Genomic DNA, 19,340 nt, shown 5'->3' with positions numbered 1-19,340 from the left:
ATGCAACCGCCATTCCATGCCAGCATGGATCTATTGTTCAGCCCGCGACGGCGCGGCTCCGCGCGTAAAGAAAATAGACGCCCAGACCGCCGATGTTCCAGGCGAGGAACCACAGCTGCGTCTTTGCCGGCAGGCTGAAGAAAAGATAGATGCACCCCAGCACCGCGATGCCGCCGACCACCCACGGCATTGGCGCACGGAACGTCCGCGGTGCGTCGGGCGCGCGGCGGCGCATGATGAGCATGCACACCGACACCGCTGTAAAGGCCGCCAGCGTTCCCGCATTGGCCAGCGCCGCCAGCTCGCCGAGCGGGATGAAGCCCGCCAGCACCGCGACGACTGCGGCCGTGAAGATCGTGATCCGCACCGGCGTCCCCCGCACCGACAGCTTCGCCAGGCTGGCGGGCAACAGGCCGTCGCGCGCCATGGTGAAGAAGATGCGGCTTTGACCGTAGAAGAACGCCAGGATCACCGTCGGCAACGCAATGACCGCAGAAATCGCCAGATAATGGGCGGCGAGCGGCTGGCCGAGTTCACGCAGGATCAGCGCCAGCGGTTCAGGGCTGTTCGCAAAGCGGCTGTAGGAAATGGCCCCGACCGCCGCGACCGCGACGGCAATGTAGATCAGGACGCAGGCGATCATCGACCCGACGATCCCGATCTTGAGGTCGCGGTCGGGATTCTTCGCCTCCTCGGCGGCCGTCGCGATTGCGTCGAATCCATAAAAGGCAAAGAAGATGATCGCCGCCGCCGCCATTACGCCACGCTCGACGCCATCGGGACCCATATGCTTGGCAAAGCCGAACGGGCTGAACGGTTCGAGATTGGCGGCGTCGAAGGCAGGTAGCGCAACCGCCACGAACACCGCAAGGGCGACGATCTTCACGAGCACGAGGATAGCGTTGACGGTCGCACTCTCGCGCGTGCCATAGAGCAGCATGCCCGCGACCACCGCGATGATCGCGATCGCCGGCAGGTTGACGATCCCGCCGAGTTCGGGGCCCTGCATCAATTCCTGCGGCACCCGCGCCCATTCGTGGAGCAGCGGCGCGGCATAGCCCGACCAGCCGACCGCGACCGCACTGACGACCAGCGAATATTCGAGGATCAGGCTCCACCCGACGATCCACGCGATCAGTTCGCCGATCACCACATAGCTGTAGGTGTAGGCGCTGCCCGACGCGGGGATCATCGTCGCCATTTCGGCATAGGCGAGCGCGGCGCAGGCGCAGATCAGTCCGGCAATGACGAACGAAAGGATGACCGCGGGGCCCGCCTTGTCGGCGCCGACGCCGATCAGCGTCAAGATACCTGTGCCGACGATCGCGCCGACGCCGAGCGCGACGAGATGCGGCCATCCGAGCGTGCGCGCGAGCTTGTGCTCATGCGCGTCGGGAACGATCGCCTTGCGGCGAAATAGGCTGTCGGACATGCGGCACACTCCCCTGTCTCACGATTTGGTGTGTTACTTTATTGCCGACTTTTGGAACGGTCGGCCGGGGAAGGCAAGCGCCGCCTTAGGGGCAGGACCCATTGATTCCGCGATCGAGGTTTGAAGCGATTTTGCTCAGGGCGAGGAGAAAAGGCGAAGGAATATGTCGATATTTCGAGACTTTTCGACGACGCCATGGGCAAAATCGGTCAAATCCCGCAGGGACGCCGAAATGGCTTCGATCTCAGGCCCGCGCGGCCTTGCGGGTAGCGATGCTACCCGCTGCACCCGCGCAGACCCGATATCTTCGCCATTTCGACGCCTCGATCGTGGAATTAATGGGTCCTGACCCTAGGGCGTCTGGCGCGCCATCCACATCGCGCGCGCCCCCAGCCCCGCGGCAAGCGCGATCGCGAGCACGTAAGCCAGCGGTGCCGACCACAGAACGGTGCGCGCACCCAGGACGGCACCGCCCGCCAGCCCCGCCCATAGCCCCAGATGATGACGCCACCGCCGGTCGCCCTCGCCACGAAGCGCGTTGGCGATCTTCTGCCCCATCTGGACGAGCGTGCCCGTCATATAGGTGACGCCGACCACAGTGCCGTCGCTGCCCTCGATCGCCGCATTGACGACGCCCATCGCAAAAGCGAGGCCGAGAATGGCGACCCAGCCGGCATCGGCCACGCGCAGCAGCGCCGCGACGACCAGCAGCAGCGTCACGCACATCAGCACCGCCGGCGTGCGCCGCCGCCCTGCGCGCGCGCCGATCAACGATCCGGCGACGACGCCGGTGACGAAAATCGCAATGATGCTGCCCGCAAGCAGGGCGGCGCGATGGCCCTCCGCCACCCCGACCGCGAGGCGGGTCGAATTGCCCGTCATGAACGACACGAAAAAGCCCGCCGATTCGACGAAGCCGATCGCATCGACGAAGCCCGCCAAAACAGCGATCCCGACAGCGAGCGTGCGATAAGCCTGATCGAAGCGGATCATCGGCGGATCAGAGCAAGGCTTCGATCGCTTCCGCCAAGCGCGCGTCGCGATCGGACAGTCCGTCGGCGTCGTGCGTGGTCAGCAGGATATCGACGCGATTATAGACGTTCGACCATTCGGGATGGTGATCCATCTTTTCGGCGATGATCGCGACGCTCGCCATGAAGCCGAAGGCCTGCGCGAAATCGTCGAACCGGAACCGGCGCGTGATCGCGTCGCGCTGCGGCTCGTGCGTCCATTCGGGAAAGCGCGCGAGCAGCGCCGCACGCGCCGCATCGTCGAGTTTCTGGACCATCCGCTTTCTCCCGCTGGTAAAGACCGTGTCCCCGCCATAAGGAAGGGCGCGATGAGCGACAAGGCCGCCCTTTCCCGATTGCCCGACGGCTGGACCGGCGGCGCCCCCGATGCCGATGCCTTTCACGCAATGGCCGATGCGGCGCTGGCCGCGCTGCCCGATATTTTCAAGCCGCACATCCGCGGCGTGGTCGTCGCGATCGAGGAATTTGCCGACGACGAAACGCTCGCTTCGCTCGGTATCGAGCATCCCTATGATCTGACCGGCCTCTACGAAGGCCGGCCGCTGACCGAACGCAGCATCGACATGAGCGGCGGCATGCCCGACCGGGTGACGCTCTATCGCATCCCGATTCTGGTCGAATGGATCGAAGGCGGCGAACGGCTCGACTGGCTGGTGCGCCACGTCCTGATCCACGAAATCGGACATCATTTCGGCTTTTCGGACGACGATATGCACGCGCTGGAAGACATGGCGTGACGCTGTTGCTCCAGCTAGACCGCATTGCCTGCATCCGTGGCAACCGGCTGCTGTTCGAAGGCCTGTCGCTGGCGCTTGCGCGCGGCGAGGCGCTGTGGCTGCGTGGTCCCAACGGTGCCGGCAAATCGAGCCTGATCCGCGTTGCCGCGGGCCTGCTCCGCGCCGCCGCGGGCACGGTGACGCGGCACGAACGCTGCGCGCTGATCGACGAAGCCGCGGCGCTCGATGCCGAACTGCCGCTGCGCCGGGCGCTCGACGTCTGGGCGCGCATCGACGGCATCGACGGCCCGATGACGCAGCGCGCGATGGAGGCCATGGCGCTCGGCGCTCTTGCCGAAGTACCGGTTGCTATGCTGTCGACCGGCCAGCGCAAACGCGCCGCGATGGCACGCGTCATCGGCAGCGCGGCGCCGATCTGGATGCTCGACGAACCCGCCAATGGCATGGACGACGCCACCCGGACGCGGCTCGTCGCAGCGATCGCGGCGCACCGCGCGAACGGCGGCGCGGTATTGCTCGCCTCGCACTTCGCGCTCGACATCCCGGATCTTGCCGAGCTGGACATGGGCGCGCGCGCATGACCGCCCTGCTCACGCTTTTCTGGCGCGACCTGCGCCGCGCCTGGGGCAGCGGCGCGCTGTGGCTGCCCGTCGTCTTTTTCCTCCTGGTCGCGACCGCCTTTCCCTTCGCGGTGGGGCCTGACGCGCCACTGCTCGCGCGCACGGGGGGCGGCATGCTGTGGGTCGCGGCGCTGCTCGCGGCGCTGCTGCCGATCGACCGGCTGATCCGCCCCGACAAGGATGCGGGCGTGCTCGATCAGCTTGCGGTGCGCGGCATCGCCGACGAGGTCGTCGCGGCGGTCAAGATCGCCGCCCATGCGATCGGCTTCGGATTGCCGTTGCTGATTGCACTGCTGCCAGCCGCGGCGCTGCTTGCACAGGATGCGGCACGCGTCGCGACGATTGCCCTCGGCCTCGCCATCGCCATCCCGGCCCTCGCCTCGCTCGCGGTGCTCAGCGCCGCGCTCACGGCGAACCTCAAGGGCGGCAATGCGATCGGCGGTCTGCTCGTCCTGCCGCTCGCGGTGCCATTACTGATCTTCGGCGCCGGAATGCTCGATCCATCGGGCCGCGGTGCAGTGAAACTGCTCGCCGCTGCCAGCCTGCTGCTGACGGTGACAGGCCCCTTCGCGGCGGGGGCGGCATTGCGAGGCTTGCGGGAATAGCGGGTTTCGAGCGGAAAGGGGCATCTGATCCTCATCGTCATCCCGGACTTGATCCGGGATCCATTCACGCAGCGTCGGAATAATGGATCCCGGATCAAGCCCGGGATGACGAACGAATAGAGCTCCACGTCGTCATTGTGTTCCCCGGCGAAGGCCGGGGTCCAGAGTGTCGAACGCTGATGTTGATACTGTAAAGCCCTGGGCCCCGGCTTTCGCCGGGGAACACCATGCGGTTAGCGGCAACGCCCGCTTCCCATCCCAATCCATCCCTTCAGCCCATAAGAAAAGGGCCGGAGTTTCCCCCAGCCCTTTCCTTGAATTGCTTTGCCTGAAAATCAGGCGCCGGCGACGTCCGCGGTGTCGATCTTGACGCCCGGGCCCATCGACGACGACAGCGCGATCTTGCGGACATATTTGCCCTTCGCACCGGCCGGCTTGGCCTTGACGATCGCGTCGACGAACGCGTCGAAATTCTGGCGGAGCTTTTCCTCGCCGAACGACAGCTTGCCGAGGCCGGCGTGGATGATCCCGGCCTTTTCGACGCGGAATTCGATCTGGCCGCCCTTGGCTGCCTTGACGGCTTCGGCGACGTTCGGGGTGACGGTGCCCAGCTTCGGGTTCGGCATCAGGCCCTTCGGACCCAGCGTCTTGCCGAGGCGGCCGACGATGCCCATCATGTCCGGCGTCGCGATGACGCGGCCATAGTCGAGGTTACCCGCGAGCATGTCTTCCATCAGGTCTTCGGCACCGACCTTGTCGGCACCGGCGGCGAGCGCCTTTTCGGCATTGTCGCCGCGCGCGAAAACCGCGACCTTGACGTCCTTGCCGGTACCGGCGGGCAGCGTGACCACGCCGCGGACCATCTGGTCGGCGTGACGCGGATCGACGCCCAGGTTCATCGCGATTTCGAGCGTTTCGTCGAACTTCGCCGAAGCGAGTTCACGGACGGTCTTCAGCGCGTCTTCGATGCTGTGCAGCTTCGTCGCGTCGACCTTGCCCTCGAGGGCCTTCTGCTTCTTGGTCAGCTTTGCCATCGGTTCAGCCCTCCGTCACTTCGAGGCCCATCGAGCGGGCGCTGCCTTCGATGATCTTGGTCGCCTGTTCGATGTCGTTGGCGTTCAGATCCTTCATCTTGATCTCGGCGATTTCGGCGAGCTTCGAGCGCGCGATCTTGCCACCGCTGATCTTGCCGGGCTCCTTCGAACCCGACTTCAGGTTCGCGGCCTTCTTGATGAGGTAGGTTGCCGGGGGCGTCTTGGTGACGAACGAGAAGCTCTTGTCCGCAAAGACGGTGATGATGGTCGGGGTCGGCGTGCCCTTGTCCATGCCGTCGGTCGCGGCGTTGAACGCCTTGCAGAATTCCATGATGTTGACGCCGCGCTGACCCAGCGCCGGCCCGAGAGGCGGCGAGGGATTGGCAGTGCCGGCGGGCACCTGCAGCTTGATATAGCCGCTGATCTTCTTGGCCATGATGGCCTCCTTTCTTTCTGTCGCCCCGGACGGGTCCGGGGCTCAAAATAAGCGGTCAAGCAGAGGGTTATCAGCCCTCCTCCCGCGCGGAATCACGCCGCCTTTCCAAAGGAGGGCGATCGCGAAGCGCGGCCGTTAGCGGGCTTTCGCCCGAAATGCAAGGAAAGACGCGCCGCGCGGCGCGATCAGGCGGCGGCCGCCGCCTGCCGGCCGCGCCGGATCTTCCAGCGATCGCGGATCATCCGCTGGCCAGGACGTTCGATGTAGCGATAGGTGAATTCGGACAGCAGCATGACGATCGCGACGAAGAGGATATGCGCCGAAAACAGGCCGTAGTCCCAATCACGGAACTTGCCAGCGACGCGCAACAGCACGTCCGCGACGGGAATATTGACGAGATAGATTGAATAGCTGCGATCGCCGAGCCACACGAGCGGCGCTGTTCCCATGAAGCGCGTCCGCAGCGCCAGGATTAACGCCGCCGGCCAGGTCAGCGCGGTGAGCGGCAGCACCGGATTGGCTGTCCCGGTCGGGATCAGGAGTCCCGCCACGGCGATCGCCACGAGCACCAGCGCCGGAACGCGCGCAAAACGGTCGCGGTAGCGCCACAGGAGCACACCGATGAAAAAGCCGAAGCCGCCACGCGCGATGCTGTTGGCGGAGGTAAGTGGCTGGCCCGCGTGCCCGTCGAAAAGAAGCACTATACCGCTCGTCAGAATCGCGGTGCAGGCGACCGTAAGAACCGCCCGTCGCCCCGCGAAAGCCGCCGCCGCGAAAAGAATATAGCAAAAAACCTCGACCGAGATCGACCAGGATGGACCATCGAAGGTGCGCGCGACCGGCTCCGTAAACACCTGCAGCATGAACAGATGCGCAATGAAGGTACCGACGTTGTTATACGGCATCCACCAGAAGGTTGCAGCGCAGCAGACGAGCATGAACAGGTGAAGCGGGTATAGGCGCGCGATGCGTGCCACGGTGAAATCGGCAAGAGCGCGCGTCGACTGCAGCGATTCGCCGAAACGATACACATGCGCGAACACGAAACCCGATAGCAGGAAGAACAGGTCGACTGCAGTCCAGCCATTGTCACGCAGCCACGCTGCTACCGGACCGCCCCAGCCGTCTTCGAAAACAGCGCGTTCGAACAATATCTTGGAATGATATCCGAAGGCGACGGCGCAGGCGGCAAGCCCACGCACCCCGTCAAGCTGCTTCAGTCGCCCGATGGCCGTGCCGTCCGTTCCCATTCGAAAAGCAGCCCCCTTCTGCGGCGCGCGCAATCGCTATCGCACGGCATCCGGTCGATAGCGCACCAGGCCTTCCTGCACCACGGTTGCGATCAACGTGCCGTCCTGGCGATAGATCGACCCGCGGCACAGCCCGCGATCGCCGCCGGTCCACGGGCTGTCCATCACGAACACGAACCAGTCGTCGACGCGAATATCGTCGTGGAACCACATCGCATGATCGAGGCTGGTCGACACCATGCCAAGCGTCCAGAAGTTGACGCCGTGCGGCAGCATCGCCGACGACAAAAGCCCCATGTCGGATGCGAAAGCGAGGAAACCGCGATGGAGCAGCGGATCGTCGCCGATCGGCGCGGCGACGCGGAACCACTGGTAATGCTGCGTCGCCTTGGCCGACGCCGGCGGGCGATAGCTGCGCACCTCAAACGGCCGCCGCCGCGCCATATGGGCAAGATGGCGGTCCGAAATATTGGGATCGGCAGCGATGAAATCGGTGAAGTCCCAGCACTGCTCGGGCGGCAGCAGGTCGGGCATCGGCACCTGATGCGACAGCCCTTTCGCCGGAATCTGGAACGATGCGGTCAGGTTGAAGATCACCTTGCCGTCCTGGCGCACGACGACACGACGGTTCGAAAAGCTGCGCCCGTCGAAATCGCGGTGGATGCGGAAATGCAGCGGCTTGGTTTCGTCGCCGCCGCGCAGGAAATAGGCGTGGAGCGAATGCACCTGCTTTCCGGTCTCGACCGTGCGCGAAGCCGCGAACATCGCCTGCGCGATGACCTGCCCGCCGAAGATCCGGTCGCGCGCGGTGGTCGCTAGGGCGGGATAGGTAAATTCATCCTCGACGCCGGGCACGGGGTCGAGATCGAACAGCCGCGCGACCGCCGCGACGACCTTCTCGGCCGAAACACCCGCGTTGATTTCGCGTGCGCGCGCAACACGGGCCTGAATCTCGTCCTGACTCAGACTCATGCGATTATCCAGTGCTGCGAAAAGCGACGGCCCACGGCCATCACTTCATCCGTTCGACCTGCTCGAAATCGAGCTCGACCGGCGTCGCACGGCCGAAGATCGATACGCTGACCTTGACGCGCGCCTTGTCGAAATCGAGTTCTTCGACCACGCCGTTGAAGCTCGCGAACGGGCCTTCGAGCACCTTGACCTGATCGCCGATTTCGTAATCTACGCGAATCTCGGTCTTCGGGCGCGCGGCGGCTTCTTCCTTGCTGTTCAGGATACGCGCGGCTTCGGCTTCGCTGATCGGCTGGGGCTTGCCCGACGACCCCAGGAAGCCCGTAACCTTCGGTGTATTCTTGACGAGGTGATACACATCGTCGGTCATCGTCAGCTTGGCGAGCACATAGCCGGGGAAGAATTTGCGTTCGGACTGAACCTTCTTGCCGCGCTTGACCTCGGTCACCGTTTCGACGGGCACTTCGACCGCCTCGACGAAATCGCTGAGTCCCAGACGCTCGGCTTCGGTGACGACCGAATCGCGAACCTTGTTCTCGAAACCCGAATAGGCGTGAATGATGTACCAGCGCGCCATCTGTGCGTGTCCTGTCCTGAAATTGGGTGTGAAGCGCGGATCAGCCCGCGAGCGACGTCAGCCAGCCGACGATCAGCTTGAATACCGTGTCGACGCCGAAGAAGAACAGCGACAGCAGGATCGTCATGATCAGAACCATGATCGTCGTCTGCACCGTCTCGCGGCCCGTCGGCCACACGATCTTGCCGGCTTCCGCCTTTACCTGGTTGACGAATTCGCCAATTTTGGGCCTCGCCATATCGATCGTCCCGTCCTTCATGCGTCTCAGTTCACGGCCAGATGGGTTGCCGCCCCCGCCGCGTCAAGCACGGCTTCAGGCAATAGTCCGCCCACCCTCCCCGAGCATGTCGGCGAAAGGCGGAAGGAAAACGGCGCATCTGTCCGAATGGGCGGCCTTTAGCCGCGCGCCAGAGCCTTGGCAAGCGATTGCCGCATGGCACCCCGCCCCGGCCCGGGATATCGCGCCAAGCATGCGCCCACAGAAAGCTGGCCGGGAATTTTCGGATCGGAACCGAGCGGCATGGCGCGCCAGGCCGCGCCGACGAGCCACGCGAGCCATCGCAGGAATATTATCCCGGTTTCAAGATGTTCCGGAACGGTCGCCAAGGGACCGTGGTGCCCGGGGGCGGGATCGAACCACCGACACTGCGATTTTCAGTCGCATGCTCTACCAACTGAGCTACCCGGGCACGGGCTCCACAAGGCCGTGCGGCCTGTTCGGGAGCGGCGGCTATAGGCAGGGGTTTCGATCCTGTCCAGAGCCTTTGTTGCGCAAATTTTGTCCTGTCATTCATCCTCGAAACGGTCGCCGTCGAGGCCCCCGTCGGGCGCCTGATCGACCGGTACGCGATAGCCTTCGTCGAACCAGCGATTGAGGTCGCGGTCGCGGCAACCGCGGCTGCAAAAGGGCTTGTAGGTCTCGTCGCGCGGCTTGCCGCACAAGGGGCAGCGGCGCGATCGGGCGGCGGCATTACTGGGCATGGCCCGTTCCTTTCACTTGCGCATCGGCGGCGATCGCGACCGCGCGCCCGGCGCGCCGTTCGAGCATCGAGATCCAGTGCGGGTGCGCGCCGATCCATTGGGCAACGGCCGGTCGCGCCGTGAGTTGCAGCGGTCCGGCACCAACCGCGCGCTCGGCCTGGCGCAACAGCAGCGCGGCGTCGGTCGCCACGGGGTCGAAGCGGACCTGTTCGATCAGCGACGGGCGCTCGCGGCGCCGGATGATCTGCAGAAAGCCGAACCCGTTGGTCGCGGTGCGCTCGAACGGCTGCGGGAAATGCGCATCGACCCAGCCATCGACCGCCTGTCGCTCGGCCCGGCCCGGCAGCGAGGGAAAATCGATGCCGATCGAGCCGCCGATGTCGCAGCAGCGCACCACATGCGCCGCAGCGGCGGCGCCGGCTTGTGCCAGCGCCAGCGGATCGCCATCGCCGTCGATGTCGATGAGCAGCATCGCGGGCGTGGCATCGACCCACAGCGCGCCGCCGGCGAAAGGCCAATGGCCGGTGCGGACATGATCGATCAGATCGGACCAGCCCGCTTCCTCCAGCCGGTCGGGCAGCCGGTCGGGACCGGTCGGGGCCAGGTCGGTCACCGGCAGGCCGCTCGCGGCGATGCGCGCGCGCAGGTCGGGTCCGTCATCCGGCGCGGCGTCGCTAAGCCGGCCGCGCGCGGGCTTGTCGCGACCGCGCTCGCGCAGCGCCATGCGCGTGATCTCGACCGCCAGCCGCGTGCCGAGCGGAACGCCCTTCGCCGCCACGGTTGCGACGGGATCGCCCGGCAGGTCGAGACGCACCACCCCCGGTTCGATCAACCGCCCGGCGACAATAGCACCGACACGCGGCCGCTCGCCCTCGCGTTCGATCCGCGCCTCGATAATATGACCGTCTTCGATCAGCGCGGCCCGCGCCTCGCCGATGCCGGCTTCGTATAGCCACTCAGCCAAGTGGCACTCCGGCACTCGTCAGCAGCGCGCGCGTCTCGAAGATCGGCAGGCCGACGACGTTGGAATGGCTGCCCGAAAGGAAGCGCACGAACATCTCGGCCTTGCCCTGGATGGCGTAGCCGCCGGCCTTGCCCATCCCCTCGCCGCTCGCGACATACCAGTCGATCTCGGCGGGCGTCAGCCGTTTGAAGGCGACGACGGTATCGGCGACGCGAACGCGCGGGCGGCCATCCGCTCCGACAACGCAAACCCCCGAATAGACATGATGGCGCCGCCCCGACAACAGACCGAGCATCCGGCGCAGATCGGCCTCGTCGGCTGGCTTTTCGAGAATGCGGCGCCCGACCGCGACGGTCGTGTCGCCCGCCAGCACCACCTCGTCCGCCGAGCGGTCGACGGCGCAGGCCTTGCTCTCGGCGAGGCGCGCGACATAGGCGCGCGGCAGTTCGCCCTTCAGCGGGGTTTCATCGATGTCGGGAGCCGCAATGCGCGCCGGCTCGAGACCGATGCGCGCCAGCAGTTCGCGCCGACGCGGCGACGTCGATGCGAGCACGAGCGACGGTGCGGGCAAGATCGCCGCCCCGCTCACTTGAAGCGATAGGTGATCCGACCCTTGGTCAGGTCATAGGGGGTGAGTTCGACGAGCACTTCGTCGCCCACCAGAACGCGAATGCGGTTCTTGCGCATCTTGCCGGCCGTATGGCCCAGAATTTCATGGTCGTTTTCCAGCCGGACGCGGAACATCGCATTGGGCAGAAGTTCGACCACCTGGCCGCGCATTTCGAGAAGTTCTTCTTTCGCCATCTATCCTCTATGGGCTCGAAATTTAAGGATGCGCGCCCATAGCTCCAAATGCGCGCAATTGAAAGCCATCTGTCGCGGTGGCGTCAGGACACGAGTTTCAGTTTGCGCGCGACGCGCCAGCCGACGGTCTTTGCCCAGGCATAGTTCGGCCAGCGTGGCGGCATTGCGGGGTTCAGCCCCATCCGGCGCAGCGCGGCATTGGCGGCATGCGCTTCGGATTCGCGGTAGCTCCATTCGCTGCGCCAGGTGATCGAGAGCGAGATCGAGGGCGCATCGCCGTTGCGGACATAGTGCGGCGCCATCACGGGCATCAGCACCGCATCGCCCGGCGCGAGCGGGACCGCCTGTTCAGCGCCTTCAAAGCCATCTTCCCACGGCAGGTTGCGGTGACCGCCGGTGTGGTAGCGTTCGTGCTCGATCCGGTGGGCAAAGCGTTCGTCGCCCGCAGGCCAGACGTGCATCACCTTGCTGCCGCGAAGCTGGAGCAGGATATTGTGCTCGGGATCGAAATGATAAGGCGTGATCGATCCCGGCGACGAGACGAAGACGAACCCCTGCGGCGTCAGCATCGCGCCGGTGCGCGGCGAAACAATGGGTTCCAGCTCGCCGAGCAGGTCCATCAACAGCGCCCGATAGGCATCGACCGTTTCGATATTCTTGAGCACCGCCCAACTGCGGTTGCTGTCGATGGTGCGGATCGTTTCGGCAATCGACAGCCCGTTCGATGGCACATCCTCGGGCCGGATGCCGACGGACAGATCGCCCGGATTATATTCGACCTGCGACGCGGGCAACGTGTCGGCAAGCGCGGCGAGCGCTTCGAGCGAGAGCAAGGGATGGTCGGGCAGGTGGTGGTGCAGCAGCCCCGCCTGCGCCGGATAGAGCGCGGCCATGCGCTCCAGCGTTTCGGGCGGAAAGACACGAACTTGTTCGGCGGATTGCGCGGTCATGACGGATCCTGTTCGATCGGCGGTTTGGGGGCGGCGCGCTTCAGGCGGCGCCAGATTTTCTCGGCACGCGCCAGCGCGCGAAAGCGCCAGCGGTCCGAGGCGCCCGATAGGGGCGCGTTGATCCACACCAGCCGGCGCCGTTCGCGCCAGACGCTGTCGATCATCGGATGATCGGGCGCCGCGCAGCTGTCGACCCATGCGACGCGCGCGTCGGCGAGGATATCGAGATTCGCCTGCTGAAGCAGCACCCCGGGCGAGAAGCGGGCATATTCCTCGTCGAAGGCGGTCTTGAAGGAAAAGGCGCCGGGCGGCGCCACGAAGTTGATCAGCAGCGCGATCGGCCGCTCGCCAAGATCGAGCGCGCGCATGTCGAGCCGGCCCGCCTCGGCCGCTGCGGCAAGGATCGCGCGGAACCAGGCCTCGGTTTCGCTCTGGCTCGCAAGCGCCGATCCGGCGCGCCCCTTCCAGCCGCGCGCTTCGAGGTCGAGGAAGGCATCGATCCAGCCCTCGATCGCGTCGCCGCTGCGCCACTGGCGAAATGTCAGCGGCCCCAGTTCGGCAAGGCGGTTGGCCTGGCGCCGCAATTCCTTGCGCTTCTTGCCGCGCATGGCGGCTTCCCAATAGGCGCCCGGCGAAAGGTCGCTTTCGAGCAGCGCGCGCTCCTCGCGGTGGACGGCTTCGGCCTCGTCGCCGCGACCGCGCACGACTTCGGCCAGCGCGCGATGCAGCGGGCCGTCTTCGGTCAATCGCGGCACCTGAACCAGCGTTTGCGCCCACGGCGCAGCATCGCACCAGCCAAGCAGGATCGACCAGAAAAGCGTCTCGCAGCCCGCGCGCACCAGCGGGGCGCCGTGAAAATGATTGGGGTGCGCCCAGCCGACAACATGGCGGAGCGGCAACGGGCCGTAGCGTGCGGCGGGCGCCAGCGGCATCACGCCGATCAGCGGCCCGTCGCTGCCCGTCATCACCATCACCAGCCGCGCCTGCCGCTCAGGATCGAGCAGGTGCAGCGCCGATTGCAGGCACCAGCGTTCAACGAAGGGATTGGGCTCACTCGCCGCCGCGGCCAGGCGGTCCCAAGCCGCGGCAAGATCGTCCGACAGCGCGAGCGGATCGACAACACGAACGGTCAGCGGCGCGGCTTCGGCGGCATGGGTCGGAAAGGCGGGATGCACCGTCATCGGCGGCGAGCCTAGCAGCGAGTTGTTAAGAAGCGGTGGCGATTCAGCGGCTTCGCACCACGCGCGCCGCCGAGAAACTAGATACCAAAAAGCTTCGCCAGCGACTTTTCCAGCATGAAAAATTGCCAGATCAGCCGCCCATGATCGCGGCGGCCCGACTGGTGCGCGGCGACAACGCGTTCGATCTCCGCCATGTCGAACCATCCCGTCCGTGCAAGCGTTCCCGAATGGGCAAGCGCGCGCGCCTGTTCGGTCAGCGCGCCGCGGAACCAGTACGACACCGGCGTCACGAACCCCATCTTGGGCCGGTACAATATGTCGTGCGGCAGATAGCGTTCCATCGCCTGTTTCAGGATCGCTTTCCCCGTCCCGCCTTTCACCCGCATCGCGGCGGGGAGCGAGGCGGCGAATTCGACGAGTCGATAATCGAGCAGCGGCTCGCGCGCTTCCAGGCTGACGGCCATGCTCATCCGGTCGGTCTTGGTCAAAATGTCGCCGGGCAGCCAGATCTTGAGGTCGGCATATTGCGCGCGGTCGAGCCGTTCGCGGGCCGGCGCCTCGGCCATCGCCTGCCAATAGCGCGTTTCCGCGACATGATCGCCGAGCGCGCGGATCGCGGCATCATTGAACAGGCGCGCGCGCTGGTCCGGGCCGGTGACGCCGACCGCTTCGGCATAGCCTTCGGCGCCGCTCTTCGACAGGCTGGCAAGCGTAGCGCGGGCGCGCAGCGGGCGCGGCGCCCAGTCCATCTGCGGCCAGACGCGGGCGAGCGGCCCCAGAAGATTGCGCCGCAGCACGGCGGGGATCAGCGACCGCAACCGTTCCTCCTGATGATGGAAGACCAGCCGACGATAGCCCGCAAACGCCTCATCGGCGCCGTCTCCCGACAGCGCGACCGTCACCTCTTCGCGCGCCAATTCGCAGACGCGATAGGTCGGCAGCGCGCTCGCGTCAGCGAAGGGTTCGTCGAACATGTCGGCGATGCGGTCGACCAGCGCGAAATCGGCGGCCGCGACGGTGCGGGTGCGGTGGTCAGTGGCGAAGCGGTCCGCGATCGTCGCCGCATAGGCCGTTTCGTCGAGCGCCGCCTGATCGAAACCGATGGTGCAGGTCTTGACAGCTTTCGCGCTCGCCTCGGCCATCAGCGCCACCACCGCGCTCGAATCGACGCCGCCCGACAGAAAGGCGCCGAGCGGCACGTCGGCGACCATCCGGTCGGTGACCGCGGCGCGCATCAGATGGACGAGATGCTCGGCGGCCTCGCCTTCGCTGGCGCGGATGCGGTTCGAAAAATCGGGCGACCACCAGCAGGTCGGGGCGGGAAACGGCTTGCCGCGTTCGAGCAGCAGATAATGGCCCGCGCCCAATTTGCTGACGCCCGCCATGATGCAATTGTCGTCGGGCACATAGCCGAGCGCCAGAAAGTCCTCGACCGCCGACAGATTGGCCTCGCGCCGCAGCAGCGGATGCCGCAGCAGCCCCTTGAGTTCGGACGCAAAGGCGATCGATCCGTCCGACAGCTGCGCGAAATGCAGCGGCTTCACGCCCAGCCGGTCGCGCGCCAGGAACAGGCAACCCCGCTGATGGTCGTGGATTGCAAAGGCGAACATGCCATTGAGCCGCGACAGGCAATCCGGACCCCACTGTCGCCACGCCGCCAGAATCACCTCGGTATCGCCGCTGGTGCGAAAGCGGTGGCCACGGTCTTCGAGTTCGGCGCGCAACTGACGGAAATTATAGATTTCGCCGTTGAAGCTGATCGTCACCGCCTCGTCGTCGCTCGCCATCGGCTGCGGGCTGCCTTCGATATCGATGATCGACAGCCGCAGATGCCCCAGCCCGACACCCGGCGCGGTCCATTCGCCCGATCCGTCGGGACCGCGATGGCTCATGGGATGCAGCATCGCGCGCAGCCGCGCGGGATCGACGGGCTTGGCCGTCTCCAGATGATAAATGCCCGCGATCCCACACATATAGGAAGCAGCCCTAGCGCAGTTTCAGCGCGCGGTCAGCCATCGCCTGCGCTCCGCCCGACGCGGAAAGGAAATCGGCGATCGCATCGCGGCCGCCCGCGCGCTCCTCCGCCGTCAGAATCAGCGCCAGCGCGCGCGGATCCCCGCCGAGCAGCCGCGCCTTGAGTTCGGCCAATTTCGCGGCGCGCGCGCTGCCCGTCGCGCGGCCATCGACGACATACCAGGTTGCGGCGTCGCGCAGCACCGGACCGGGATAAAGCAGCCGCTCGGTCTTTGCGCCATCGACCGCGGGCAGCGCCGCGCTCCACGCCCATTTGCTGTCGGGGTCGATCGCGCCCTGCCCGAAGCCGACGACCTCGCGGCCTTCGGCCTGCCGTTCATAGCCTCCGATCGCGACCGTGACGCGGCGTCCCGCGGCATCGACGAAATGCCGGACCAACCGGCGGTCGGCACCGTCGAAGCGCGGATGCCACGCGGCGCCCTCGCTCGCTGCGTCGTGCCAGCCCGGCGGCGGCGCCACCGCCATCGTCGCGGGCAGCGGCGCTGCGCGGCCCCCAATCAGCGCGGCCCACCCCGAAAAGGCGAGCGGTAGCGCGAAGGCGAGCGCCAGAACCGCAGGCGCCCGACCGGCAAATCGCAGCGGCGCATCCAGCCCAGTGATGTCGACCGCCACATCGTTCGCTGGCCGGTCGAACCATCGCTTCGCGACCAACATCACGATCAGGATCACGATCCCGAAGAATATCCAGCCGTAGAAAACATGGTCGATGCCTCCCGCGGCCTCGATCCCCCAGATTTCGGCGGCGACCATCGTGCCATAGGCGCGCAGCGCATTGGCGCCGACGGTCGTCGCGAGCGCCGCGGCGACGAAGACGATCCGCCGCGTCCAGCTTTTGAAACAGAGGTTCGCGGCGAACACCGAATAGGCGAGCATCGCGATCAGGAAATTGACCCCCGAACAAGCCTCCGCCACCTCGAAGAAGCCGGCGCGCGTGGTGATGAACACGCCCTCGATCGCCGCGTCGAGCCCCGAGAGATGAAGCAGGACGACGCTGATCCGCGCCGTCAGCGTCTGGAGCAGCGGCACCAATTCCTCGCCGAAGGGAACGAGCAGCAGCGCATAGCCAAGCGGGAAGAGAAGCGCGCGCACGAGGTTTTCGCCGAGCGCAGCACCGACCGCGCCCTGCAACATCAGGACAAGCCCCAACTGCCTGAACAGGCCGACGCCCGCCGCTTCGCCCACCAACCAGACGAAGCCGCCGCCCGCCAGCCAGACGACGCCGGGCCACCACCAGACCGGCGCCAGCGTGCGAAGCTGCGGCCAGCGCTGCTGCACCAGCCAGCCGATCATCGGCACCATCAACAGGCAATGGGTGAATGTCGAACTGTGCCACCAGATGCCTGCCATGTCGGCGGCATCGCGCGCGAACAGCAGCAGGATCGCCGCCGCGAGCGCGCCGAGCGCAGCCAGACGCCGCTGCCACGGCGACCAGCCGTGCAGCGCCGCGATCGGCCGGGCGGTCATTCGGGAAGCCCCAGCAAGTCGCCGAGTGGTTCCAGCCGCGCGTCCCACCCATAGCGCGCGATCATTCGGTCACGCGCGCTGGCACCCATCTGCGCGGCCCGTCCCGGATCGGCGAACAGGCGCGCGATTGCGTCCGCCATGGCCGCGGCCCCATCGGCGACGAGCAGATGGTCGCCGTCGACCGCGTCGATCCCGGTCGCGGCGGCGGCGCTCGCGACGACCGGCCGCGCCATCGCCATCGCCTCGAGCAGCTTGTTCTGCACCCCGCGCGCGAGCAGCAGCGGCGCCACGACGACATCGGCGGCGGCGAGCCACGGGCGCACGTCGGGGACTTCGCCGGTGACGGTGACGCCGGGCAGCCGGGCGAGCAGCCGCACCTCTTCGGTCGGCGCGCGGCCGACGATCGCAAAGCGTGCGCGCGGTTCGCGCTGGCGCAGCAGCGGCAGCACCGCCGCCGCAAACCAGCTCACCGCGTCAATATTGGGGCGATAGTCCATCTGTCCGGTGAACACCGCCAGCGGTCCATCGCCTTCATCCACCGCCGCGAAATCCTGCGCCGGGTCGAAACGGTCGGTGTCGATGCCATTTTCGACCGCGACGGCGATGTCGCCGCCAAGGCCGCTGCGCGTCCGGAACAGCGCCGCCTCCGCCTCGCTGACGAACAGGCTGGTATCGACCGAACGTGCGACTTTCGCTTCATAGGCGCCGAGCTTTGCCGCTTCGCGCCGGTGAACCCAGTTCATGGGCTGGCGCCTGTCCTGTTCGGCATAGGTCGCAAATTTGGCCGAATCGACGTCGACGAAATCCATGATGACCGGCCCGTCGAAACGCGCCGGAAGAAATTGCGCCATCTGGCCCGAGAAGGCGACGATATGGGTAATGCGCCCGGTCGCCAGCAAGGCATCGACGTAGGAGGCGACCACACCGCTGCAGAACAGCCGGTTCGACACCGGCTCGCCGCGCAGCACCGCCTGCGCGAGCGCGATGGGCCGCGCAGCGCGGCGCGCGTCGATGCACAGGCTTTTACAAAGCGGCGCCATTTTCTTCCGCGCCGTCTCCGCCTCGCCCGCATTGTCGGCGAGCGCGGCGACATGGACGGGGGCCAGCTTGCGCAGCGCCTCGAACATGTGCCAGCTTCTTATCCGGTCGCCGCGGTCGGGCGGCCAGGGCGCGCGGTGGACCAGGAACAGGATTTCGGCCATCGCGCGGGTCAACCCAATCCGCGGGCGATCATCGGCCCGATGCGGTTGGCCGCCCACAGCGGCAGCTTCTTCCACAGATCGACCTGCAACCGGTATTTGGCGCTGTTCGGGTTGGTGTCGCGCGGCGCCTCGCCCGGCGCGAGCCAGCGCGCATAAGTCAGCGGGCGGGGTTCGAAACCCCAATTCTTCTTATAGGCGAAGGGACCGGTGCCAAGCTTCGAACGGCCGAAATCGAAACGGGTGCAGCCGCGCGCGCGGGCATGCCCCATCAGCGCGAAATACATCAGCTCGTTGGCGCGCAGCCCGCGCGCTGCCGCCGTCCCGCCACCCCAATAGGGCATCACCGTGCCGCGCCAATAGAGGCTGAGCACGCTCGCCACCGGCCGGCCGTCGGCGCGCACGGTCAATATGTCGGCATCCTCGCCAAAGGCGTCGAGCACCGCATCGAACAGCGCCTTCGGAAAGACCGGCGTGCCGAGGTTGCGAACGCTCGTCGCGTAGATGCGGTAATGGTCGCGCCGCTCGGCGGCATCGCGCCCCGTGCTCACCGACAGATCGCCCGCCAGCGCCTTGCGCACCTCGGCGCGCTGCTTGCGCGGGACGGCGAGCAATTCGGCTTCGTCATCGGCGGCGAGGTCGCGCGTGAAGCCGGCGTAGACATCGTCTTCGCGGCGCCACCCCTCGCCTTCGGGCAGCGGCCCCCCGCGCAGTTCGACCGACGGAACGCCGAGCGCGCGGGCCAGTTCGGCGGCACCCATGGCCAGGGTGTCGGCAACCGCTGCATCGTCCGCCAGCAGTCCGCCGTCGACAGCAAAGCCGCTGCCGACCAGCGCCTGTCCGAACAGCGGCGAGCGGACGTGGTGCAACGGGACGAGGCCGGTCAGCGCGCCGCGCGCATCGCGCGCCGTGACGAGATGGCAGCGGTGACCCGTCGCCTTGGTGATCGCTTCGCACCAGGCGCGCGTATGAAAGGGCGTCGCATCGGGGTGCGCGGCGACATAGGCGTCCCACGCCGCCGTGTCCGCAAGCGGCGCACCGGCAAAGGCGTCGCTCATCGTTTTGACCG

General features: G+C 66.5%; 22 protein-coding genes and 1 tRNA gene. 3 read left to right on the top strand and 20 right to left on the bottom strand.

Annotation, left to right across the window (positions count from 1 at the left end; genetic code table 11):
* Nucleotides 1-37: 37 nt before the first annotated feature.
* From ATE59_RS13730 to ATE59_RS13720, 3 genes are all read right to left on the bottom strand, one after another.
* Nucleotides 38-1,432 (bottom strand): amino acid permease, encoded by a 1,395-nt coding sequence (locus ATE59_RS13730; protein ID WP_058812890.1) that lies wholly within the window; start codon nt 1,430-1,432, stop codon nt 38-40.
* A 351-nt stretch (nt 1,433-1,783) separates the two neighbouring features.
* On the bottom strand, nt 1,784-2,425 hold the full coding sequence (locus ATE59_RS13725) for a YoaK family protein (protein WP_058812889.1): 642 nt from the start codon (nt 2,423-2,425) through the stop codon (nt 1,784-1,786).
* A gap of 7 nt (nt 2,426-2,432) precedes the next feature.
* Nucleotides 2,433-2,720, bottom strand: a complete 288-nt coding sequence (locus ATE59_RS13720; protein ID WP_003049156.1) for a 4a-hydroxytetrahydrobiopterin dehydratase — start codon at nt 2,718-2,720, stop codon at nt 2,433-2,435.
* A 51-nt stretch (nt 2,721-2,771) separates the two neighbouring features.
* Between ATE59_RS13720 and ATE59_RS13715 the strand changes: the two genes are divergently transcribed.
* From ATE59_RS13715 to ATE59_RS13705, 3 genes are read left to right on the top strand one after another with little or no spacing between them, the layout of a single operon-like run.
* The gene (locus tag ATE59_RS13715; RefSeq protein ID WP_058812887.1) at nt 2,772-3,200 is read left to right on the top strand and encodes a metallopeptidase family protein; all 429 of its coding nucleotides are present in this window, start codon (nt 2,772-2,774) and stop codon (nt 3,198-3,200) included.
* On the top strand, nt 3,197-3,781 hold the full coding sequence (gene ccmA / locus ATE59_RS13710) for a heme ABC exporter ATP-binding protein CcmA (protein WP_058812885.1): 585 nt from the start codon (nt 3,197-3,199) through the stop codon (nt 3,779-3,781). Before ATE59_RS13715 ends, ccmA begins: the two co-directional genes overlap by 4 nt.
* Entirely contained in the window at nt 3,778-4,425 is a 648-nt protein-coding gene (locus ATE59_RS13705; protein ID WP_058812883.1) for a heme exporter protein CcmB, read from the top strand. The genes ccmA and ATE59_RS13705 overlap by 4 nt, the downstream gene beginning before the upstream one ends.
* A 335-nt stretch (nt 4,426-4,760) precedes the next feature.
* Here ATE59_RS13705 and rplA read toward each other — a convergent pair whose 3' ends face one another.
* From rplA to ATE59_RS13615, 17 genes are all read right to left on the bottom strand, one after another.
* Entirely contained in the window at nt 4,761-5,459 is a 699-nt protein-coding gene (gene rplA, locus ATE59_RS13700) for a 50S ribosomal protein L1 (RefSeq protein ID WP_003049148.1), read from the bottom strand.
* Between the two features lie 4 nt (nt 5,460-5,463).
* The gene (rplK, locus tag ATE59_RS13695) at nt 5,464-5,895 is read right to left on the bottom strand and encodes a 50S ribosomal protein L11 (RefSeq protein ID WP_003049146.1); all 432 of its coding nucleotides are present in this window, start codon (nt 5,893-5,895) and stop codon (nt 5,464-5,466) included.
* 185 nt (nt 5,896-6,080) lie between these two features.
* Nucleotides 6,081-7,145, bottom strand: a complete 1,065-nt coding sequence (locus ATE59_RS13690; protein ID WP_058812881.1) for an acyltransferase family protein — start codon at nt 7,143-7,145, stop codon at nt 6,081-6,083.
* A 36-nt stretch (nt 7,146-7,181) separates the two neighbouring features.
* Nucleotides 7,182-8,117 carry an acyl-CoA thioesterase gene (locus ATE59_RS13685; protein ID WP_058812880.1) on the bottom strand — a complete coding sequence of 312 codons (936 nt, stop codon included), beginning with the start codon at nt 8,115-8,117 and terminating at the stop codon, nt 7,182-7,184.
* A 40-nt stretch (nt 8,118-8,157) separates the two neighbouring features.
* A complete protein-coding gene (gene nusG / locus ATE59_RS13680; protein ID WP_003049140.1) occupies nt 8,158-8,694 on the bottom strand; it encodes a transcription termination/antitermination protein NusG in 537 nt (178 codons plus the stop codon).
* A 40-nt stretch (nt 8,695-8,734) separates the two neighbouring features.
* A complete protein-coding gene (gene secE / locus ATE59_RS13675) occupies nt 8,735-8,932 on the bottom strand; it encodes a preprotein translocase subunit SecE (RefSeq protein ID WP_058812922.1) in 198 nt (65 codons plus the stop codon).
* 375 nt (nt 8,933-9,307) lie between these two features.
* Nucleotides 9,308-9,383: transfer RNA gene (locus ATE59_RS13665), tRNA-Phe, on the bottom strand.
* 97 nt (nt 9,384-9,480) lie between these two features.
* The gene (locus tag ATE59_RS13660) at nt 9,481-9,675 is read right to left on the bottom strand and encodes a DNA gyrase inhibitor YacG (RefSeq protein WP_003049134.1); all 195 of its coding nucleotides are present in this window, start codon (nt 9,673-9,675) and stop codon (nt 9,481-9,483) included.
* The gene (locus ATE59_RS13655; protein WP_058812876.1) at nt 9,665-10,639 is read right to left on the bottom strand and encodes a hypothetical protein; all 975 of its coding nucleotides are present in this window, start codon (nt 10,637-10,639) and stop codon (nt 9,665-9,667) included. Before ATE59_RS13655 ends, ATE59_RS13660 begins: the two co-directional genes overlap by 11 nt.
* Nucleotides 10,632-11,228 (bottom strand): Maf family protein, encoded by a 597-nt coding sequence (locus ATE59_RS13650; protein WP_082657430.1) that lies wholly within the window; start codon nt 11,226-11,228, stop codon nt 10,632-10,634. The genes ATE59_RS13655 and ATE59_RS13650 overlap by 8 nt, the downstream gene beginning before the upstream one ends.
* Nucleotides 11,225-11,443 (bottom strand): translation initiation factor IF-1, encoded by a 219-nt coding sequence (gene infA / locus ATE59_RS13645; protein ID WP_003049127.1) that lies wholly within the window; start codon nt 11,441-11,443, stop codon nt 11,225-11,227. Before infA ends, ATE59_RS13650 begins: the two co-directional genes overlap by 4 nt.
* Before the next feature lie 83 nt (nt 11,444-11,526).
* The gene (locus tag ATE59_RS13640; RefSeq protein ID WP_058812874.1) at nt 11,527-12,393 is read right to left on the bottom strand and encodes a cupin-like domain-containing protein; all 867 of its coding nucleotides are present in this window, start codon (nt 12,391-12,393) and stop codon (nt 11,527-11,529) included.
* Nucleotides 12,390-13,574, bottom strand: coding sequence for a GNAT family N-acetyltransferase (locus ATE59_RS13635; protein ID WP_058812872.1), 1,185 nt, complete (start codon nt 13,572-13,574; stop codon nt 12,390-12,392). Before ATE59_RS13635 ends, ATE59_RS13640 begins: the two co-directional genes overlap by 4 nt.
* Nucleotides 13,575-13,651: 77 nt before the next feature.
* Nucleotides 13,652-15,547: an XrtA/PEP-CTERM system amidotransferase gene (locus ATE59_RS13630; RefSeq protein ID WP_058812870.1), complete on the bottom strand. Its 1,896-nt coding sequence runs from the start codon at nt 15,545-15,547 to the stop codon at nt 13,652-13,654.
* 13 nt (nt 15,548-15,560) lie between these two features.
* Complete coding sequence (gene xrtA / locus ATE59_RS13625) at nt 15,561-17,072, bottom strand: exosortase A (RefSeq protein ID WP_058812868.1); 1,512 nt, start codon at nt 17,070-17,072, stop codon at nt 15,561-15,563.
* A complete protein-coding gene (locus ATE59_RS13620) occupies nt 17,069-18,274 on the bottom strand; it encodes a TIGR03087 family PEP-CTERM/XrtA system glycosyltransferase (RefSeq protein WP_058812867.1) in 1,206 nt (401 codons plus the stop codon). Before ATE59_RS13620 ends, xrtA begins: the two co-directional genes overlap by 4 nt.
* Nucleotides 18,275-18,282: 8 nt before the next feature.
* Nucleotides 18,283-19,329: a FemAB family XrtA/PEP-CTERM system-associated protein gene (locus ATE59_RS13615; RefSeq protein ID WP_058812920.1), complete on the bottom strand. Its 1,047-nt coding sequence runs from the start codon at nt 19,327-19,329 to the stop codon at nt 18,283-18,285.
* Between the last annotated feature and the right edge of the window lie 11 nt (nt 19,330-19,340).

Origin of the sequence: Sphingopyxis sp. A083 (genome assembly GCF_001468495.1) — a bacterium.
Lineage (GTDB): Bacteria > Pseudomonadota > Alphaproteobacteria > Sphingomonadales > Sphingomonadaceae > Sphingopyxis > Sphingopyxis terrae.
This window is presented reverse-complemented; position numbering and strand designations above follow the sequence as displayed.

What these genes read in the sequence shown, in the direction of transcription:
- rplA (WP_003049148.1), bottom strand. Translation starts at nt 5,459, where the DNA reads ATGGCAAAGCTGACCAAGAAGCAGAAGGCCCTCGAGGGCAAGGTCGAC.
- infA (WP_003049127.1), bottom strand. Translation starts at nt 11,443, where the DNA reads ATGGCGAAAGAAGAACTTCTCGAAATGCGCGGCCAGGTGGTCGAACTT.
- ATE59_RS13725 (WP_058812889.1), bottom strand. Translation starts at nt 2,425, where the DNA reads ATGATCCGCTTCGATCAGGCTTATCGCACGCTCGCTGTCGGGATCGCT.
- ATE59_RS13620 (WP_058812867.1), bottom strand. Translation starts at nt 18,274, where the DNA reads ATGGCCGAAATCCTGTTCCTGGTCCACCGCGCGCCCTGGCCGCCCGAC.
- xrtA (WP_058812868.1), bottom strand. Translation starts at nt 17,072, where the DNA reads ATGACCGCCCGGCCGATCGCGGCGCTGCACGGCTGGTCGCCGTGGCAG.
- secE (WP_058812922.1), bottom strand. Translation starts at nt 8,932, where the DNA reads ATGGCGAGGCCCAAAATTGGCGAATTCGTCAACCAGGTAAAGGCGGAA.
- ATE59_RS13715 (WP_058812887.1), top strand. Translation starts at nt 2,772, where the DNA reads ATGAGCGACAAGGCCGCCCTTTCCCGATTGCCCGACGGCTGGACCGGC.
- ATE59_RS13660 (WP_003049134.1), bottom strand. Translation starts at nt 9,675, where the DNA reads ATGCCCAGTAATGCCGCCGCCCGATCGCGCCGCTGCCCCTTGTGCGGC.
- ATE59_RS13705 (WP_058812883.1), top strand. Translation starts at nt 3,778, where the DNA reads ATGACCGCCCTGCTCACGCTTTTCTGGCGCGACCTGCGCCGCGCCTGG.
- ATE59_RS13690 (WP_058812881.1), bottom strand. Translation starts at nt 7,145, where the DNA reads ATGGGAACGGACGGCACGGCCATCGGGCGACTGAAGCAGCTTGACGGG.
- rplK (WP_003049146.1), bottom strand. Translation starts at nt 5,895, where the DNA reads ATGGCCAAGAAGATCAGCGGCTATATCAAGCTGCAGGTGCCCGCCGGC.
- ATE59_RS13630 (WP_058812870.1), bottom strand. Translation starts at nt 15,547, where the DNA reads ATGTGTGGGATCGCGGGCATTTATCATCTGGAGACGGCCAAGCCCGTC.
- nusG (WP_003049140.1), bottom strand. Translation starts at nt 8,694, where the DNA reads ATGGCGCGCTGGTACATCATTCACGCCTATTCGGGTTTCGAGAACAAG.
- ATE59_RS13615 (WP_058812920.1), bottom strand. Translation starts at nt 19,329, where the DNA reads ATGAGCGACGCCTTTGCCGGTGCGCCGCTTGCGGACACGGCGGCGTGG.
- ATE59_RS13730 (WP_058812890.1), bottom strand. Translation starts at nt 1,432, where the DNA reads ATGTCCGACAGCCTATTTCGCCGCAAGGCGATCGTTCCCGACGCGCAT.
- ATE59_RS13720 (WP_003049156.1), bottom strand. Translation starts at nt 2,720, where the DNA reads ATGGTCCAGAAACTCGACGATGCGGCGCGTGCGGCGCTGCTCGCGCGC.
- ATE59_RS13640 (WP_058812874.1), bottom strand. Translation starts at nt 12,393, where the DNA reads ATGACCGCGCAATCCGCCGAACAAGTTCGTGTCTTTCCGCCCGAAACG.
- ATE59_RS13635 (WP_058812872.1), bottom strand. Translation starts at nt 13,574, where the DNA reads ATGACGGTGCATCCCGCCTTTCCGACCCATGCCGCCGAAGCCGCGCCG.
- ATE59_RS13685 (WP_058812880.1), bottom strand. Translation starts at nt 8,117, where the DNA reads ATGAGTCTGAGTCAGGACGAGATTCAGGCCCGTGTTGCGCGCGCACGC.